General features: G+C 30.4%; 15 protein-coding genes. 10 read left to right on the top strand and 5 right to left on the bottom strand.

Going from position 1 to position 18,056, the window contains the following annotated elements:
* The 7 genes from JJL45_RS09120 (at position 1) to JJL45_RS09090 (ending at position 11,245) form a co-directional block, all read left to right on the top strand.
* Positions 1 to 3,147, top strand: coding sequence for a zincin-like metallopeptidase domain-containing protein (locus JJL45_RS09120; RefSeq protein WP_068604519.1), 3,147 nt, complete (start codon positions 1 to 3; stop codon positions 3,145 to 3,147).
* Between the two features lie 116 nt (positions 3,148 to 3,263).
* Complete coding sequence (locus tag JJL45_RS09115; RefSeq protein WP_068604521.1) at positions 3,264 to 4,097, top strand: hypothetical protein; 834 nt, start codon at positions 3,264 to 3,266, stop codon at positions 4,095 to 4,097.
* A gap of 133 nt (positions 4,098 to 4,230) precedes the next feature.
* Positions 4,231 to 5,586: a hypothetical protein gene (locus JJL45_RS09110; RefSeq protein WP_202664111.1), complete on the top strand. Its 1,356-nt coding sequence runs from the start codon at positions 4,231 to 4,233 to the stop codon at positions 5,584 to 5,586.
* A 267-nt stretch (positions 5,587 to 5,853) separates the two neighbouring features.
* Complete coding sequence (locus JJL45_RS09105) at positions 5,854 to 6,621, top strand: TIGR04255 family protein (protein ID WP_068604526.1); 768 nt, start codon at positions 5,854 to 5,856, stop codon at positions 6,619 to 6,621.
* Positions 6,614 to 7,267: a hypothetical protein gene (locus tag JJL45_RS09100; RefSeq protein WP_068604528.1), complete on the top strand. Its 654-nt coding sequence runs from the start codon at positions 6,614 to 6,616 to the stop codon at positions 7,265 to 7,267. Before JJL45_RS09105 ends, JJL45_RS09100 begins: the two co-directional genes overlap by 8 nt.
* Positions 7,221 to 7,754 (top strand): hypothetical protein, encoded by a 534-nt coding sequence (locus JJL45_RS09095; RefSeq protein ID WP_068604530.1) that lies wholly within the window; start codon positions 7,221 to 7,223, stop codon positions 7,752 to 7,754. The genes JJL45_RS09100 and JJL45_RS09095 overlap by 47 nt, the downstream gene beginning before the upstream one ends.
* A gap of 284 nt (positions 7,755 to 8,038) precedes the next feature.
* Positions 8,039 to 11,245, top strand: coding sequence for a type ISP restriction/modification enzyme (locus JJL45_RS09090; RefSeq protein ID WP_068604532.1), 3,207 nt, complete (start codon positions 8,039 to 8,041; stop codon positions 11,243 to 11,245).
* A gap of 13 nt (positions 11,246 to 11,258) precedes the next feature.
* Here JJL45_RS09090 and JJL45_RS09085 read toward each other — a convergent pair whose 3' ends face one another.
* The 5 genes from JJL45_RS09085 to JJL45_RS09065 form a co-directional block, all read right to left on the bottom strand.
* Positions 11,259 to 11,594, bottom strand: a complete 336-nt coding sequence (locus JJL45_RS09085) for a hypothetical protein (RefSeq protein ID WP_068604534.1) — start codon at positions 11,592 to 11,594, stop codon at positions 11,259 to 11,261.
* Between the two features lie 4 nt (positions 11,595 to 11,598).
* A complete protein-coding gene (locus JJL45_RS09080) occupies positions 11,599 to 11,820 on the bottom strand; it encodes a hypothetical protein (protein ID WP_068604536.1) in 222 nt (73 codons plus the stop codon).
* Positions 11,811 to 12,062, bottom strand: coding sequence for a hypothetical protein (locus JJL45_RS09075; protein WP_068604537.1), 252 nt, complete (start codon positions 12,060 to 12,062; stop codon positions 11,811 to 11,813). Before JJL45_RS09075 ends, JJL45_RS09080 begins: the two co-directional genes overlap by 10 nt.
* 24 nt (positions 12,063 to 12,086) lie before the next feature.
* A complete protein-coding gene (locus JJL45_RS09070; protein ID WP_068604539.1) occupies positions 12,087 to 14,417 on the bottom strand; it encodes a DUF5906 domain-containing protein in 2,331 nt (776 codons plus the stop codon).
* Between the two features lie 124 nt (positions 14,418 to 14,541).
* The gene (locus tag JJL45_RS09065) at positions 14,542 to 14,775 is read right to left on the bottom strand and encodes a hypothetical protein (protein WP_068604542.1); all 234 of its coding nucleotides are present in this window, start codon (positions 14,773 to 14,775) and stop codon (positions 14,542 to 14,544) included.
* Positions 14,776 to 14,934: 159 nt separating this feature from the next.
* Here JJL45_RS09065 and JJL45_RS09060 point away from each other — a divergent pair, with 159 nt between their 5' ends.
* The 3 genes from JJL45_RS09060 to JJL45_RS09050 all read left to right on the top strand — a co-directional run bounded on the left by JJL45_RS09060 (position 14,935) and on the right by JJL45_RS09050 (position 17,876).
* The gene (locus JJL45_RS09060; RefSeq protein WP_068604544.1) at positions 14,935 to 15,285 is read left to right on the top strand and encodes a helix-turn-helix domain-containing protein; all 351 of its coding nucleotides are present in this window, start codon (positions 14,935 to 14,937) and stop codon (positions 15,283 to 15,285) included.
* Positions 15,286 to 16,278: 993 nt separating this feature from the next.
* Positions 16,279 to 17,088 carry a hypothetical protein gene (locus tag JJL45_RS09055; protein WP_068604546.1) on the top strand — a complete coding sequence of 270 codons (810 nt, stop codon included), beginning with the start codon at positions 16,279 to 16,281 and terminating at the stop codon, positions 17,086 to 17,088.
* A gap of 179 nt (positions 17,089 to 17,267) precedes the next feature.
* Entirely contained in the window at positions 17,268 to 17,876 is a 609-nt protein-coding gene (locus JJL45_RS09050; RefSeq protein ID WP_068604548.1) for a DUF4468 domain-containing protein, read from the top strand.
* Positions 17,877 to 18,056 lie beyond the last annotated feature (180 nt).

Here is an 18,056-nt window from a genome sequence, read left to right as displayed (position 1 = left end):
ATGAAAACAGCTTATAACAAAATAGTTACCGAATACAATGGTTTAGCAGGCAAACAAATTTCAAGACATGATTTAATGACTTTTGCAGAACGAGCTGAATTAGAACATGCCGAACATGTTGCCAATAAATTAAGGGCTTTACTGGCAGCCTACCCTAATGAACAGGGTTTCGATTTTACCAAAGTAAAAACCGTAGAGTACTACGAGAGTTTTTCTGCTTTAGGCATTCCGTTTATTTCCCCTGATCAGGAAAAGCAATTCGGTTTAACCGAAGCTGAGGGCTTGGGAAAAAGAATATCAAACGAAGATATTTATAAAATGATAACCAATAAATTCATCAAGATTATTGATGAAAGTGGCGAGTTACCATGGAGCGCAGGATTTAACAAAGCAAAAGACACGTCTTTCACATTTGCAAATCTGCCTATGAATTACCAGTCCGAAAAATATTATCGAGGGATTAATGCACTGGTATTGTCTATGTACCGTTATCATACCGACGAAACTAGAGGTAAAGTTTACATCAATAGTAATGGTGAATTTGAAGAAGGCATTACTGAAGTGATAACCGATAACCGTTTGTTTTGGCTCACATTTAAACAAATTAAAGAGGAAAAAGGAAAAGTAAAAAAAGGATCACTTTCTCAGCAAGCCATTTATTATAATTTTGTCTACACGTATAAAGGCAAAACCATTTCAGAAAAACGATACAAGCAACTCAAAAACCAGTTAGGTCAAGACGATAAAGATTTACGCAAAATTGGCTTTTTAAAGTACTACAATGTATTTAACGAGCGAGACATTGAAAACATTGATTTTGATGCTAAAAGAGCCAAATTAAAGCTAAAAGAAAAGGACATTAAATCTACTGAAAAGAAAATTTTAGCAGCCGATTTAGTTTTAAAACACATGCCCAATAAACCAAATTTTGAAACAAGGCATTTAGATCAAAAAACAAAGGAATCACCGCATTACAACCCGAACAGCGATACCGTTGTTATGCCTTTAAAATCTCAATTTGATGCCGTTGAAAGTTGGTACGGTATAGCATTTCATGAATTTATACACGCCACAGGACATGCAAGCAGAACCAACAGACGAAATATTGCAGGCTTTGAACGTGGAGCAAATAAATATGATGGTCAATATGCCTTAGAAGAATTGGTTGCCGAAATTGGAGCTATATTTCTAAATGCTGAAAGCGGCATTATGTTAGCCAATTTAAAGAACAACGCATCCTACATTAAAGGTTGGGCTAAAGGCGTTAAAAAAGAGCTACAAGATAATCATAAAGCTATTTTTAAAGCAGCAGCCCAAAGTCAAAAGGCAGCCGATTATATTTTAAATTTTGATGAAAATGGAGATCCTGCCTACTGGAAAGAATTCGATGAAATTTCCAAAGAAATTAAAGCTAAAGGCGCAGCTAAAAAAAAGAAAAAGGAATTACTTATTGAGAAGTTAATTGATCCTAAAAAACTAACTAATATTCAGCTAAAACAAATATCTAAAGAATACGCAAACGACATTCTTTGGAGTGATAAAATCCAAACGTACATTGAGAAAATTAGAGCTGAACATACAAAACGAAAAACACCCGAAAAAACACTATTCGTTTTAAATGATTTACCTAAAAAATTCGAGAAACAAATATTTAGCAACCCGACACAGCAATTAAACCGTTTAACAAGTTTTACAGACAAAACATTAAGCAATGCAGCTAAAAACATGTTGGATCTTGTAGAGAACAGGCATTTTACATTACTGCATTTTAATAACGGTTATATAAGAGACGAAAAAAAGCCTGTTTACGTAAATGTACCAGTTTATATTTATGAAAAAATCTATAAAACAACGACTGATAGACTTAGTAAAGATCAGTTAACATTTATGCTTTCAAGATTAGAAGATTACCAGTATAACACGGCTTGGAATGAGTATAATTTTAATGGAAAAGACGTTTTTCAAATCAATAAAATTGTAAAATATAATATATCAACATTAAAACGATTCTTAAATCCTGAACCCCCAAAACCTAAAAAGCAGACTACAGATACTTCTACTAAAAAAGTAGTCCTGCCAAAACCTAAAAGCAAATCAGGACAACTGGCGTTATTTGGATTAAAAAAATCAAAAACCACTAATATAAAGTACGATAGAAAAGCCATGGAAGCCTTAAAAAAAGCCCATGGTGTTAGTTTTGATTTTATTAGAAAAGCGATTAATGGCGTTAGAAAAAGCACTACAGCCTTGCATCTTAAAAAGGAATACAACGACATTGTTAATGGAAATAAAACCCATGCTTTAAATGGCATTATTGAACCTGAAACTATTGAAGTTGTAACTCCTATAATTATTGAAGTAGAAAAACCAGTAGCAACCATAATAGAAACACCACAGCCACAAAGCAACCCTTTAGTGACTAAAATAAACCATGAAGTACAAAGTAATGGATCATTTATAATTGGTGGCGATTTAGGTAAGTTTTTAGGTGATATTGAGGTTAAACCAGTTGGATCGGTGGCTTGTACTATTGATGCTGAACAGGGCGCAGGAAAAACACGCTTCCTGTTTCAATTAGCAAACGAAATGGCTAAGAATTACAAAGTCCTTTTTATTAGTTTGGAAGAACACCCACAAAGCACCTTATTTCAGGATAAAGTAAAGCAGTATATCGAGCCACAAAACATGAATAACATTGATACCGTTGGCGAGCTTGACAAAGGCAAAGAAAAACAGCTTTTAGATAGTTTGATCCCGAATTATGATGTGATTTTAATTGATAGCTGGAACAAGATTTTTGAAGCTGCAAAACTAGATTTTGATAACGATTTACGAAAAGCTTATAATGGTAAATTAATATTCTCAATTTTTCAGCGTACCGTTACTGGCAGCATGCGAGGTGGTGCAAAAGCAGGATTTGATGGCGATATAATTATGAAAGGCTTAAAAGGTGAGGATTTTAAAGACAATGTGATTGTACACAATAAAAACAGATACCAAAGCAACGACCTAACAAAACTAAAGTTTAATGTGTACGATCAAGGGCTTGTGCAAATGGACGATGCACCAATTTCAGAAACACTAGAAGAAACTCCAATAAAAAAAGAATTTTTAGAGTGGGAAGATGCTACTGTAATTCTTAAATAGTTGTATATTGTTTGCTTATTTATTGAAATTAATAATCAACTCGAATTACACAGAATAACTAGAACCAATAATATTCAAACATTGGTTTATTCAGTAGTTGGCTGTAATTTAATGAAATGAAAGAAAATTATTATATTATTATAAAAAATAATTATTATCAACATGATTGTGATAAATTTCATATTGAAAAAATTTTTTCAAAAGAAACGATATTGAAGGTTATCAATGAAGAAATATTAGAGCAAATTGATAATAATTCTTTTACATCCTCTTTCGATAAATACCTGCCTAAAATACTAACAAATGACATTGAATTTCTTCAAAAATATTTATTTGCAATTAATTTCGAAGAACTTAAAATGTTATCTAATGTTGATAATTTTAAAAACAATGAAATCAGAATAAATAAATCTTATTTTTACAATTATAATGAAGATGTATATAAGTACTGTACAAAAATTATAAACGGAGAAATTATATCTGCTAATGAATATTGGAGCTCTATGCAATTAGACCGTACTTATCTTGGTAATGGAGAATTTAATTTTTCTCAGAATACAGGAAGAGGCGAATTAATTGAAAATTATAGCGGTTGGAGAGAGAATATTTATTTTGAATACTTTAAAACACCGAAAAAATATTTAAAAGAATACAGTGGTCAAGAAATTTTTAGAACAAAAGATATTAGGATAACAAATATCGAAGAATTAAATGAAATTTTAAATGTTTCAATTTTAGATTTAAATGACAATTCTAAAAATCTTATCTTGAAAGATAACTTTTATTGCTATTTTGACCCTATTTCACAAAAGAAATTATTCTTACCCAAAGAATCTTTAAAATATCTATTGAAATATGACGACGTTAAAGTTAAAATTAATATCAAATTCGATGAAAATTTCACCATCGAATATCATGTTTATTCCTTATCAAGAAAGATTATAAAATAAAAAACTACAGCCAACACGGTGTATAATTAATGGCTAGTTTGGGCTTAATTACGAAATTCGGTGCCTAAACACGCCACAAATCATACACGAGACCGTTTCAAAATATTACCAAAAAGATAAAAATTCTATGAATATGTTTGACATTGATAAAGGCTTAAAAGGTTCAATAGTTCATCATAAACCATTAAACGATTTACAATTAAAAAGATTATTACTTATTTTTGATGAACTTCACTTTACTCCTCCAGAGGATAATAATTTTTTTCTTGAAAAGGGCGCGATTTGTTACAAATATAAAATCGAGAAAGACACGAAGACTTTGTATAGTTTGGATGGACATCAAGTTCTTAAAAAATATAGTTATCTAAAAGAGCCTGAGTTAACAAAAGACCAACTTGCAATAGCAAGTGTTATAAGAATGCCTCAAAATTCTAAAGAACATGGATCTGACCCAATTGTTTTAACTGATGTATTACCTTATTTTAACAGTGAAAAGTTTAAAAAAAAAGAGGATCGGTTATTTGATAAGTTTGAAAAAGCAATAAACAAAGAGCATATAAAAATTATAGATTATAAAAGCACTGATTTTTATATGAAAAATGCTATTCCATTAAAAATAGCATATGACTTCGATGTTAATGATTCTAATTCAATTGATATTGTAAAACCACTATTTGTAAATGAAATATCAAAAACACCCGATATGTTCATTCCTAGTCCATCACTTCCTGAACTCACAACTTTTAAATACTTTCCCCAAGTAAAATATAATTCTACATTTAAAAATGATAAAGAGAGCCTTAAATACGAATATGAAAGACAATTTTTCAGTATCGTTGCCAAAGTGAATAAAAAATTAGCGCTAACAGAAAAATTCAATTTAATTCCAATTATTATTGACGATAACATTCATAATTATTATCAATATAAAATTGAAAAATCAAAACTAAATAGCGATAAAGACTTTAATACTGAGTGGAATAATACGAATGATTACAAATTGATGAATTTAAATAATTTACTTTTTAAATCATCTAACATTTTCATAAATGACAATCAACTTAGACAAGTTTCCATTTCAGAAATTTTAAATTATAAAGAAAGGTGTTTGAGAGAACTTTATAATATGAGAAATGGATTATTTAAAGAAATCAATGATATAGTAAATACGAATTTCTCAAAAAATGATTTAACTGAGATTAACAAATTGATTGGAAAAAAAATAATTCCAGAATTTTATAATTATCAGCAATCTCAAAATAAAATTCTGAATAAATCCATAAAAAACACTATCAGATTTGCAGTTGGAGCAAGTTCCGCCTATGTTGGATTTGTTCCTGGTTTATCACCAGCACTAATTTCATTTTTAAGTGGAGTTAGTCCTATTTTAACAGAAAGTGTATTACAACTATCTGATAAACTAAAGGATAAAAAGAATAGTAAATATGAAAATACATTTTCATATTTTTTAAATTTAAATAAAAGTTAAGTTTTAATTATTCAGATAAAATTAGAGAAAATAACATTTTGCAACAAGGTGTATAATTAATGGCTAGTTCAAGCCTACTTACGAAAATTCTCGCGAATTTTCTATTCGGTTTTTATTTGCTAACTTAGTTGCTTAACCACGCAACAAACCATATACAAACACGTTGGCAATAATTTAACAGAACCCTATTTAAAGATAATAAATTTTGATTTTTTATTAAGATATTAAAATGTATTTTTGTAAACAATTATAAACTATATCGAAAAAGTGTTTGGATTTCCAAAAGTAGAACATAAAAAGTACAACAAGAATTTTCTTAAAACTGTAGTTTTTCAACTACAATTTGAAAAATGTCTAAATTTAGAATCTAAAGAATCTGAAATAGGGCAAATTTTCAAAAATAATTTCCCTAGACTAACTGGAGGAAAAGGAAAAGGCTTTGAGATTATTCTCAATAACGAAAATGCAAATTTTCAAGAGATAAACAATGGTCATAATATAAATATGAAATCCGAAAATGGACAACGTATTATTGATATTAATGAAACGGGATTAAGTTTTACAATTGGAGGGAGTTCTTATGTTTCCTTTGAAAATTTAATACAGGATATAAATAATATTATCACTTTTTTAGATTTATGTAAAATAAATTCTATTAAGAGATTAGCTATAAGAAAGATTAATATCGTTGAGTTTAAGAATAATGAAAATCCTTCGGATATTTTAAACTTCTTAATTAATCCAAATTTAGTTGGACATATTCAGGATTTTCCTAATAGAAATTTAATTAACCATAGTATACAATCTTTAAATTATAAAGAAGAAGATAAATATCTTAATATTAAATATGGTTTAAATATTCCACCACAACTTAATGCCGAATTAGGACAATTAATAATAGACATTGATTTATACAGTCAAGAAGTAATTGAAACAAAAAATATTATATCTGAATCAAAATTAATGAATTCAGAAATTTTTAATATCTTTAATTGGTTAATTAATGATAATACAAAACAACTTTTAAATGGCTAAAATTGAAATTATAGACAATGAAAGAACTTTAGAAGAAGTACAAGGTTTTTCTGGATATGTTTTTGAACAATCAAAACTGAATCCTACAATAGCTTCTAAAAACAACGTCTTTCTAACATCTTTATTAGTTGGTGCTAGTTTAGTATCAACTAATGAGGTTTCTGCTATTGAATCGTTTAAATTTGAAAATTCAAATAAGAATGAAATAACAACAACCTTTGAGTATAACGAAACTATCAATCAAGGTTTAGTTAAGTACATTAACAATATTAATGTTATTTCCAAAAGAAAAATTTCAAAAAACTCTTTACTTAAAAGCATTCTTTCATTTAAATCTTTAACTGAAAGTTGGGATGGTTATGGTGCTGTTCCTTTAGAAATAGAAAGTGCAACAAATTCAATTCAGCTTTTAGATTTGATTGGAGAAAATATTTTTTGTACTGTAAGTGACTTTCATCCAAACCCTAATGGTACTATTACTTTTGAATGGGAAAATTCAGAAAATGAAATGGTCTCATTAGAAATAGGAAATAATTCATTTTCTTATTTTGTAGAAATGGCTTCAACAAATGTTATGTTTTTCAACAATAAATTAATTAATGCTAAAGAGGCTAAAAAACTTTCTGAATTTATTCAAGCTATTTAATTCTAAGAATAAAAATCAAAAAATATCTCTTCCAAATAAAATTAGTGGAACTGAGTCAATAATTCGTGCTGTTTATTCGCCTATAAACCTACACAAGAACGGAAAAAAATTAAACAACAGTTTTTATAAACCTAAAGCTGGAGAAGATGAAATTTCAGTAAACAGATTAGATTTTACGACACCAATTTTCTTAAAAAAACTCGCAAAAATTTTTGAGAACACAAGTGAAAGACGAAGTTATTTTGGCTTTTCCCTATTAAAAGCTTCTGAAATAGAAGATAGTGGACTAAGAACTGTTTATAGTCCACTTGCAAAACCTGTAGAAAATCCTTATCACGCAGATATAAAAATTGATTACGTTGTGGAAAAAGGTGTTCAACTTCCTTCTGAAATAAGCTATAAGATTAAAAACATCACAGTAAAATCAAGGTTTTATTCTGACCCTAATCCTGAGTCTAAAGAATGGAATGGGAATGAATTAATATAAAAAACTATTGCCAACAAAGTATATAAAAATAGCGCGAGTCGTTGCTAACACAAAGGTTCGGGCGTTTTTAGGAAATCGCCAAATTTTTAAATTTGGCTTGTGTTTCATCCGAAAAGTTATCGCTTATTTTCAGCGCTACTTTTCATACACAAGACCGTTGTACAACAAGCTGAAAAAAGCCACCGCACAAATAGCACATTTGTTTTTTTCCTCGCAAAAGCCAACGCAATAAAAAACAAAAGAGCTATTTTTAGCCAACGCTGACCAAAGATTGAAAATAGAAAATGACAATAAAAGAATACGTAGAAATAGTAAGTAAAAGACTTCAATCTGGAATATCAAGAGAACATTCGTATAGAGGAGATTTAGAAACACTAATTAGAGAATTAGTAAAAGGAATTGAAATAACAAACGAACCTGCAAACGTAACCGATTGCGGAAACCCAGATTATGTAATTACAAAAGGAAAAATCCCTGTTGGTTATATAGAGGCAAAAGATATTGGTAAAGACCTAAACAGTAAATCTTACAAAGAACAATTTGGTCGTTACAAAAAAGCACTTGACAATCTAATAATTACAGATTACATCTGGTTTCAATTCTTCCAAAACGGAGAATTAGTTCACGAAATCAAAATTGGAGAAATTGAAAACAATTCAGTTAAACCAATTCCCGAAAACTTTTCAAAGTTTGAGAACTTAATAAAAGACTTTTCTACTCACATTGGACAAACCATTAAATCGTCAAAAAAATTGGCGGAAATGATGGCTGGAAAAGCTCGTTTATTACAAGACATTCTAGAAAGAGCAATTACATCTGATGAAGAAACACAAGAAAACACTTCCTTAAAAGGACAATACGACACCTTCAAACAGATATTAATTCACGATTTAAAACCTAAAGATTTTGCGGACATTTACGCACAAACTTTGGCTTACGGAATGTTCGCTGCTAGATTACACGACCATACTTTAGACGATTTTAGCCGACAAGAAGCAGCGGAGTTAATACCTAAATCAAATCCTTTTTTACGTAAACTTTTTGGCTATATCGCTGGACCAGATATTGATGAAAGAATTGTAACTGTAGTTGACAACCTTGCAGAAGTTTTTAGAGCTACAAACGTTGAACAACTTTTAAAGAATTTTGGAAAGGCAACTCAAATGCATGACCCTATAATTCATTTTTACGAAACCTTCTTGGCAGAATACGACCCAAAATTACGTAAAGCAAGAGGTGTTTGGTACACACCAGAACCAGTTGTAAATTTTATAGTTCGAGCAGTTGATGATATTTTAAAAACGGAATTTGATTTACCACAAGGTTTGGCAGATACCAGTAAAACAAAAATTAAAATTAATACAGATGTTGCCGATAAACGTTCTGCAACTGGTTACAAACAAATAGAAAAAGAAGTACATAAAGTACAAATACTTGACCCAGCAACAGGAACAGGAACGTTTTTAGCAGAAGTTGTTAAATTCATTTACAATAAAAACTTCAAAGCAATGAAAGGTGCTTGGAGTGGCTACGTAGAAGCACATTTAATACCAAGACTAAACGGTTTTGAGTTATTAATGGCATCCTACTCGATGGCACATCTAAAATTAGATATGTTATTAACCGAAACTGGTTATAAATCAACTAAAAACCAACGTTTAAATATTTTCTTAACTAACTCTTTAGAAGAACATCATAAAGATACAGGAACTTTATTTTCTAATTGGTTAAGTAGTGAAGCCAATGAAGCCAATCATATTAAACGTGATACACCCGTAATGTGTGTTATTGGAAATCCGCCTTATAGTGGTTTATCTTCCAACAATGGAAAATGGATAAGTGATTTAATTGAAGATTATAAGTATGTAGATGGAGTTCATTTCAAAGAGCGTAAACATTGGTTAAATGATGATTATGTAAAATTTATACGTTACAGCCAACATTATATAGAAAAAAACGGAAGTGGTGTTTTAGCCTTTATTAATCCTCACGGTTTTTTAGACAACCCAACCTTTAGAGGAATGCGTTGGAATTTGCTTAAAACCTATGATAAAATTTATACCATAGATCTTCACGGTAATAGCAAGAAAAAAGAAACTTGCCCCGATGGTTCGCCCGACCAAAATGTATTTGACATTATGCAAGGTGTTGCCATTACTATGTTTGTGAAAACAGGTAAGAAAAAAATGAATGAATTAGGAACAGTGTTTCATTACGATTTGTACGGAAAACGAGAATTAAAATATGATTTTTTGTTTGATAATGATTTGAAATCAATTGGTTTCGAAAAACTTGAGCCAAATAAACCAAATTTCTTTTTCGTAAATAATAATGAAGAGGGAAGAGAAACTTATGAAAAAGGATTTTCTATAAATAATATCTTTAAATCAAGATCCGCAGGTTTTGTTTCTGCTAATGACTTAGTTAATATTTCTTTTAGCAAAGAAGAACAAAAATTAAAAATTGAGGAATTGCAATTGCTTGAAGAATCAAATTGGAGAGTAAAATATAAAAGGCTTAAAGATTCAAGAGATTGGACTTATGTCACAGCGAAGAGTGATGCATTTAATTCAAAAGATAGTGACTTTCAGAAAGTAACATATCGTCCGTTTGATTACAGGTGGTCTTGTTATACTGGTAATTCCAGAGGCTTATATTCAAGTCCACAGCCTGAAATAATGAAAGATATTTCAGGAGCTAATAATGCTTTGATATTACCTAAGCAAGTACCAGAACGAGAAGTAGCAAGTTGTTTCATTACAAAATACAAAAGTGGTCACAAATCTTGCAGTGCATACAATACTAATAGCATTTTCCCTCTATATCTATATCTAGAAAAAAGTGAGCAACAAACTATTGAAGAAACATCAGAGAGAACCCCAAACCTAAACCAAGCAATAGTAAAAGAAATTGCAGAGAAATTAGGCTTAACTTTTACTAACGAAAAGGAAGAAACTAAAGGTACTTTTGCGCCAATAGACATTTTAGATTACATCTATGCTGTGTTACACTCCCCTACTTACAGAGAAAAATACAAAGAGTTTCTAAAAATAGATTTTCCAAGAGTGCCATATCCAAAAGATGTGAAAACGTTTTGGAGTTTAGTAAAACTTGGTAAAGAAGTAAGAGAAATTCATTTGTTAGAAAGCAACAAAGTTGAGAATTACATTACCAGTTATGAAATGGCAGTAAATGCAGAAAACGACCATAATGTAATAACCACGAAAATCGGAAAAAAAGATTGGGAAATAATCGACACCGATAAACAACTTGGTAGAATTTGGATTAACGAAAGCAAATATTTTGACAACGTTCCTTTAACAGCTTGGGAGTTTTACATTGGTGGCTATCAACCTGCTCAAAAATGGCTAAAAGACCGTAAAGAAAGAACCTTAGAATTTGATGATATTTTACATTATCAAAAAATCATTGTTGCTCTTTACGAAACGGATAGATTGATGAAAGAAATTGATAAAATAGAAATTGAATAAACTAAAATAATAATCAATCACCAAAAAGTTTAGCAAGTGGAATAACAAGTGTTTGAGAGTCTATATATAAGGCTTTTTCTTTACTTTGATTTTTTATATAACAACTAATACGTTTACCTTTTTCTATAGCTCCTACCTTATAAACTTCACCTGTACTTGAAAATTTAAAAGCTTGACACCACTCTAAATATTTTAGTTTTTTGGTTGGCACTTTGGCTTCAAAGGCTTCAATTTCTGCTTCTGTACAATTGTATTTAAATAACGACCAGTTGCTTGAAAAAACAAACTTATTACCTATAAAATAGCCGTTTTCATGGCTATCAGACTTGAATATATGTATTTCGCTCATAATTTTAAGTATTTAAACAAGTATAAAACCCTAAGAAAAAAATATCGGTAGGATCTATTTCTTTATGATCGTGACTAGGTTCTAGATAAACAACTACATAGTTTTCCTCACGAGTAATCGACTTTAAATTAAACGAACGAGACAGTCCAGATCGTTGTTCTCTTTTTATATGATTTTCCAATGCATTTGCCGTTTCTGCATTAGTTGTAATTGCTGTTATTGCCATTGTTTTGTTATTTTAGTGTAATCGTTAGAAAAAGAAAAACCATTCATATAAGGCGTTGTTCCTGTATCTACATGGAATCGCATATATTTTTTAACGATCTCTGTAAAGTTTTCAATATTACCCTCTTTTACAAGGCTTTTTATTACGATGGTATCATGCGGTAGTAAATTGTTTAAATACTCGTAAATCTGAGCTTCGTAATCGTTTAACGGTTGTGGATGCATTGGTTTTTCTGTTGTCATATTGATTGGGTGTGTGTGAAAATTTTAAAATATTTTATGCTCAACTGGTATTAATTCAGCTTCATTTAACCAGTCTGTTTTACTGTACACGTTGTATCGCCTCCTGTGATCCATGAAGTATATTTCTTCAACATTTGTTACTTCTCTTTTAATCCATTTTATAGGCACTTTAAAACGGTTTTGCTTGTAAGTTTCTAGCTTGTAAACTGTTTTAAGCTTGTCTTTTAATTGCGTGATTTGAAATTTACGAGAACGTGATTTATTTATTTTCTCCAATAAATATTCGGGGTGCATGGTTATGATATCAAGATTATCGAAACGGAAAAACATTTCTTTAATAGTATCTTCGATAGCCTTTTCTAGCGGTGATTTAGTAGCTTCCTTTAACGTATGAAAATGTTCGGTTAAAATATCCTCAGTAGCAAACCAAAAACGATCTGAGCGTTTATGGTAAATTTTACGATTTTGCAAATAATGTAAAACTGCTGGTATCTCCTCTTTCATTTTCAGGAACAAATCGGGATCTTTCATTTTAGTTGGAATCTGAGGCACTTTCACAATAAAAAACCTCGTATCTTCATCATCAATTTTCATTAAATTATCCTCGTCATTACTGGTCATCAAAATTTTACCGTAAAATGGTATTTTCTTTAAATTAACGCCCTTGTTTTCTAACTGTGCGGTATTATCTGTAACCAGTTGTTTTAAACGTTCTTTATTTTTCTTAGCTTCTACATTGTCTGCTCCCATAATGGCTTCATCAATACCAATAACAAATTTTGAAATATAGTGCGCATTAAAATTATTCTGAAACTGCGAATCACTCAATACAACCGAATTTCCTTTGTAAACTTCCGCTAACCATTTTAACACGGTAGTTTTTCCAGTTCCTTGCTGCTTACTCACTAAAATTGGTACTGGTAACATGTGCATAGGTTTTCTGTGTTGTATCGTGAGGTAGTCTAAAAAGACAGAAAACTGATCGCCTTTAGTATTATGCTCAATCTCTTTTTCAAAATCAATAGTCGAAACCCCTCCAAAAATGTGTTTTAGAAAATTGTAGGTATTGATCCAGTTGCCTTTTTTAGCCTCATAAGCCATTGGTGCATAAAGATTAAAACTACTATGTATTTCTTGAACGTGTTCGCTAGTCCAATTGGGATAAACTGTAAAGGCATCATATTTTTTTACACCAGTTAAAAAGCCTTTAAATTTTCCATAATCCATAACGATTTCAGTTTTTGGGTATGGCACAATGTCTCGTTCTAATTCGCCTAAATGGTTAGGCTGGTGTATCACTTTGTACCAGTTTCCACCTACTCTCATATAATCGTCAACGTCGTTATGATAAACGAATACAATTTCTTCGTGATTGTGATAATAAATAGCGTTGTTGTATTTGAATTCTCGTTCGTCAATATAATCGCCATAAACATCATAAAAGGTCTTTACCGATTTTAACCCGAAATAGGTTAATAATTGGCGGTTATAATCGTGTTCTGTAATATTTTGAGTTGAAAAGTAAGTTCGTGATTTAGTAAGCTTCAACAAATCGGCTGCAATGTCTTTTTCTTTGTCTTTTAAGCGCACTAATAAATCATCTAACCCTTTGCCTACATTATTATAACTGCTTTGAATATGACTAAAGTAAACCCCTTTAATTTTCCCAGTAGTTAATAACGGATTAAGAGCTTGGCGTATATTTTTTACAGAAGAATAAAAAGCAAGTGGTCGCATTTTTAAATCTTTGTTCTTTTCCCATTTAACGGTTAAAGTATCGGCATCGGTAAGGAATACAATGTTTTGAACTTGGCAAATTTCAATGAGTTGTTCAATTTCAAAATGCAGGAGCTTAATTTTTTCGTTTTGGTGTTTAATTGTATCGTAAAACCCATGAATACTAGGTATGCCAATAATATCTATGCCGTGCATTGCTCCTTTAAAGGCTTTAAACTCGCCTTCGGTTATTACCAGCGTTTCTATTTTGGTTTTCTTGACAACTTTAGCTAATATTTGTGGTGGAAAAAACGGAAACAAACCACTGCCTTTGGGAGATAAATATCTATTTATTTTACCAGTTGCATCGGGTTTTGGTTGTAATAAACGAGTTCGAACAAAACGTTCTTCCCATTTATTTCCTTTTTTTCTAAACTGCGCTCTATTGCCGTGAAGATTAAAATAATTTATTAAAATGTTTCCGAACTGGTCAGCTTCGAAATACACCTTTTCATCGATGTTCTTATCGGTCTTAGATTGAAATAGATTAGATTTACTTGATATACTTAAAACCTTTAACCTTTCATTAAGATACTGGTTATGCGGTTTTTCAGAATTAGTTTGGCTGTTATAACTCATTGAACTATATTCGTATTAGAGGTGTACTAATTGATTAGTGTACTAAATTTGTTGCTTAAATAATGATAGGGTGTGTGTGAAAAACGCTTATTTTTATAAAAGCTAACATTGAACTAAGCCCGAATTATTTCGGGTTTTTTTTATACCTTTTTGTTCTTTTTAAATAAGTCATTTCAATTTTTTCAAATTCTGAAATTGGTAACAAACGTTTTAAGCGATCAATAGAATAGAAATATTTCTCACTTATTTCTTGAAGCGCAAAGTCTCGTCTAATTTTTTGGTGTATATGTAGCTCAATGTACATTTTACGAGCTTTCTCTAATTTTAAAGCTGCTTTGGTTTTTGTTGAAGTTTCCATAGGGTGTGTGTGAAAAGTTAAACACTTTCTTTTTGCTTATTTAAAAGTGATTTTATACATTTAAAAGTTAAAACATACGTTTGATTGTTACTTTTAACATTACAAATGTAGAAATTTATCTAATAAAACCTAATTTAAATAGAAATATATCTATTGTTTATGAATTTTATCAGCCGTATAAAAGCTTATTTAGAAGAAAAAAACACTAAGCCAGCTACTGCCGAAAGGCTATCAGGCTTATCAAATGGCACTTTAAGTAAAGCTATCTCAACTAATAAAAATATAAGCGTAGACACGTTAGAAAAATTTCTAACCGTTTACAATGATATTAACTTAAACTGGTTATTTTATGAAGAAGGCAAAATGCTTAAAGAAGTAAATACTATTCCAGATAACATCGAAGATGCTAAAAACCTAGAACGAAAAATATTTGAATTAGAGATCCGATTGGATGAATGTAGGCGAAAAAGTGATGATGAATTGCTAAAAAAAGGCAAGGAATTAATCTAAAAATCAACAAATAAGACAAAAAGAAGCTACAAAAAAAGACAATAAGACTAGTTTTGTCTTATCTTGTCTTATTGTAAAAAAGTAACAAGACAAAAAAATACATTTTAAAACACTTTAAATCAATAAATTACAAACTTTGTCTTACTTTGTCTTATTAGTCTTTTAAAAAAAACTATTAAAAAAATAAATATATAAAGAGAATAAGGGAAAACAGGGTGTGACCTGTGTTGATTTTGTGTCAAAACAGCATTAAAGAACATCTGAAACCCCTATAGAACGGTATTAAATAGTAATGAAATAGGGTTGATACATCCCCGCTCTCGCTACAAGTACTAAAAGGGTTTCAAGAAATTGAAGCCCTTTTTTTATTCTAAAAAATAGTATGGGTACAACATAGGTACAACATTTATATTTTTTATAGCAACTCATACTAATTGTCTTTAATTGCCTTTTTTTGATGTTTAAAAGTATTATGTACTTGATTTGTCTGTAGCAAATTAAGTTTTTACAGGTTTAAATCCGGTAATCTAAAAATTGTTAGTCAATTAAATTCTTTCACTTTTAAATTCTTTCTTAAAGTATTTATTTGGATTTTCATTGTGAATAACTCTAGGATCAAGACCAAAGGCTATATTTATACTGAAAAAGTAGCATTTCATAGAAGGATGAAGTCCATATTTTCTGCCCGCTCATTCTGATAGTTATTGACTAAGTTCTAAAGATGTATAGATTAGCATTAGAAGGATTCCATTAAAGCTTTTACTTTTATTAAGTACTATTTTTAGGAATAGTAGATTAGTTTAATGTTATGGAGATCTTTGAGCCACTTCATTAGTAAATACTACAAAAATCGATATAAACAAGTTTGACCATGCTTTAAACAAAGCCACATATAAGAGTGAATATCACAGATATGGCATAAGACTGAAAGATTGTTTATCCTAACGCGTTAAAAAAATAAATTTAAATATCTTTGTATATAATCCTATACTTATGAAACTAAATCTTATAGTACTTTTCATTCTTTTTAGTCTGCCTTTATGTGCCCAAGAATCAAAAGAAGCTTCTCCAGAATCTAAAACATCGGTTAAGCAGTCTCAAGAGATTATGAACCCTACAACATTGGCTTGGCAATTACAATTAGAAGAATATGCTATTTTTGATACTGAAGGCCAAGATGGCTTTGCTCAGAATTTTCGATTTAGAGGTATCATACCTGTAAAAGAGGGACTTCTTATTCCTTTACCACAACTTATTAGAGTCATTGCTTTTGTAAATACTGCTTCAGACGGCACTACGGGTTTAGGAGATTTAACCCTTAACCAGTTCTTTATTGTAAGTAAGAAAAAATGGGGACAATTTGGTGCCGGTTGGAATTTAACTGCACCAACAAACACCTCCCACAAACTAGGTTCTCCACAATGGTCTATTGGTCCAGCCTTTACCGTTACCTTTACAGATCTAGGAAACTGGCAAATGTATTGGATTTTAGAAAATTTCTTTTCTATTAGCAAAAATGATACCTACGGACACAGCAACTACGCAGTTTTACAACCTAATATTTTTTATACCTGGGCCAATGGTATTTACGCTGGTATAGAACCAGAATGGCAATTCGACTATAACACAGGAAAAGTTGCTATGCCTATAGATTTTAGAGTAGGTTACATCTGGTCGGGAAAACTAAAATATAACGCTTATATAGAACCAGAAATTATGGCCTACCGCTCTGAAGGCTATACCAGAAACCTAAGTAACTTTGGAATTCGTTTTGGTTTTAGATGGTACATCCCTATGAACTAAACTTATTTCTATAATTGTTAGATTAGGCTTTCCAAAGCATTAATTTTAGGGACTTTACAAGAATTCAAACTTAAATATTTCCATCTATTAATCCGAGTTTTTCGCTCTGATAGAGATTTCATATCGATATCCATTTTTTGGATTATTTATTTGTTAGCTAAAATCAGAAAGAAATTATTATGAAAAATATTTCACTTATTATAATCTTATCTTTTTTCACAATAGTCTCAAATGCCCAAAGTAGGACTACTAAGAAAATGTTAGCAGAAATTGAAGGTCAATGGTCGTTAGACGATAATGGGAATGTCTCTTATTTAAGAATAATTGAAGTGCCAGAATTATCAAAAGAGAAAATCTACACCAGAGCTTTAAGCTATTTTATTTACAACTATGGAAGTGGAAAATCCGTTATTGAAACTAAGGACAAAGAATTAGGTACTATAATAGGAAAAGGCCTTTATAAAAATATTCATATTAGTGAATCATTACTTACTACCTATATTAATTGTTGGCATGTTACAAGAGTCGATGTTAAAGAAGGTCGAGCTAGAGTAATCCTAACCTTAACCACTTATGACAAAAATATTAGTGATGGTCTTGGTTATACTTCTAATTCATCTGTAAACGTAAAACAATCATTTCCTATTAATCCTAAAGCCTTACAAAGAACAGTAATGGGAAAGACTTTTTATAAATCTCATCTTCGTGCAATCTTAACTTTAGATTCAATAGAAAAAGCTATAAAAGAAGGAAATACATCAAAATCGTTGGAAACAGATGATTGGTAAAGAGCCTTTAAAACCATCGTATACAACTAATTAACAACCAATTACACTGCCTAATAAAATTTAAAACATACTAATATCCTTCAAAATTCATACACACGCTTTTTACAAGTACGATTCAGGTTTCATACACATTTATTTACATGAACTATGTATGGATTGAATATTTACTTCTTAAATTTG

Source organism: Tamlana sp. s12, from assembly GCF_016767215.1.
Taxonomy (GTDB): Bacteria; Bacteroidota; Bacteroidia; order Flavobacteriales; family Flavobacteriaceae; genus Pseudotamlana; species Pseudotamlana agarivorans.
Note: the sequence above shows the minus strand (reverse complement) of the source record. Positions and strands in the feature narration are given on the sequence as shown.